The organism is Mesorhizobium sp. WSM4976, assembly GCF_029625685.1.
Lineage (GTDB): Bacteria > Pseudomonadota > Alphaproteobacteria > Rhizobiales > Rhizobiaceae > Mesorhizobium.
Map to the genome: position 1 here is coordinate 1 of NZ_JARTVT010000089.1, position 1,399 is coordinate 1,399.

At 65.5% G+C, this 1,399-nt stretch carries 2 protein-coding genes; both read right to left on the minus strand.

Translation table 11 applies throughout. From position 1 onward, the window contains the following. Positions 1 to 414 (minus strand): transposase zinc-binding domain-containing protein (locus P9272_RS35795; protein WP_278164918.1); only part of this gene is annotated, 414 nt, incomplete at its 3' end. Between the two features lie 13 nt (positions 415 to 427). Then, the gene (locus P9272_RS35800; protein ID WP_278164920.1) at positions 428 to 1,288 is read right to left on the minus strand and encodes a site-specific integrase; all 861 of its coding nucleotides are present in this window, start codon (positions 1,286 to 1,288) and stop codon (positions 428 to 430) included. Positions 1,289 to 1,399: the final 111 nt, after the last annotated feature.

The window sequence follows — 1,399 nt, forward strand, 5'->3', positions numbered from 1 at the left end:
TAGATGTCTGGGATCGGCGGCGATCGTGCGCAGCGTCTCGGCCGCCGCCTTGAACAGGATCGTGTAGAGCACCCTCTTGTTCTGGAAGGCGATCGCGGCGACCTCGACCGGCAGCGTGAACACCACGTGGAAGTAGGGCACCGGCAGAAGCTCGTCCTGCCGCGCGGCGAGCCAGTCCCGGCAGGCCTGGCCCTGGCACTTGGGGCAATGCCGGTTGCGGCAGGAATTGTACGCCACGCGGATCGACCCGCAGGAGCGGCAGCCCTCGACGTGACCGCCCAGTTCGGCAGTCCGGCACAGCTCGATCGCGCTCATCGTGCGGCGCTCGACACGCCCGAGATGGCCGTTATGGGTCTGTCGATACGCCTCGCCATGGCGGCGGAAGATATCCGCCACCTCCAGTCCCGCCGGCATGGGCGGGACTGGATCAGCCCGGCGGCACGACCTCGACGTTCAGCCGGTCGAGCGGGCTCGTCGTGCGCCGGATTAGGCTGTTTGAGACCCTGGTGTAGCGCACCGTGCTCGACAGGTTGTTGTGGCCGAGCAGAACCTGGATGATGCGGATGTCGGTGCCGTTCTCCAGAAGATGCGTCGCGAAGCTGTGCCTGAGCGTGTGGACCGTCACTCGCTTGTCGATGCCGGCGGCCGCACGCGCCGAGCGACAGGCCGAATACAACACCTGCACATCGATATGGCGATCGGCGCCGCGCCCGGGAAACAGCCAGTCCTGCGGCTTCGCCAGCCGCCAGTAGACCCGCAGGATGCGCAGAAGCTGCGCCGAAAGCATCACGGTGCGGTCCTTGCCGCCCTTGCCGTGCTCGACCCGAATGACGCCGCGTCCGCTGTCGATGTCGCCGACCTTTAGGCCGACGGTCTCCGAGGCGCGAAGGCCAGCAGCGTAGGCTGTCGTCAGGGCCGTGCGCGTCTTAAGGCTCGGGACCGCTTCCAGGAACCTGACCACCTCGTCGGCGCTCAACACCACTGGCAGCGTGCGTGGCGAGCGGGCGTAGGCAATGCGCTCCGGGATCTCGGCATGGCCCAGCGTCACGCCGTAGAAGAACCGCAGTGCGCACACCGTCTGGTTTAGCGCCGGCCACGAAATCCCTGTTGAGACCAGATGCACCTGGAAGGCGCGCACGTCCTCAAGGCCAAGCCGGTCAGGGGAGCGGCCAAAGTAGCGCGAAAACTTCGCCACCGCATGCACGTAGGATCGCTGGGTGGCCGGCGACAGATTGCGGATCGTCATGTCCTCGATCATGCGCCGGCGAAGAGGGCTCAACTCGACCATCTCATTGCTCCTGTTCTCGAGATTGCGCTTCAACAGCCGCAATCCTTCAAAACAGAAGCGTCACCCGCAAACCGATCCGCCAAATGCCGCGTTAGCGGCTTCGTTCAATCC

Excerpts from the sequence above, each read along its gene's own strand:
- P9272_RS35800 (WP_278164920.1), bottom strand. The coding sequence starts at position 1,288 with ATGGTCGAGTTGAGCCCTCTTCGCCGGCGCATGATCGAGGACATGACG.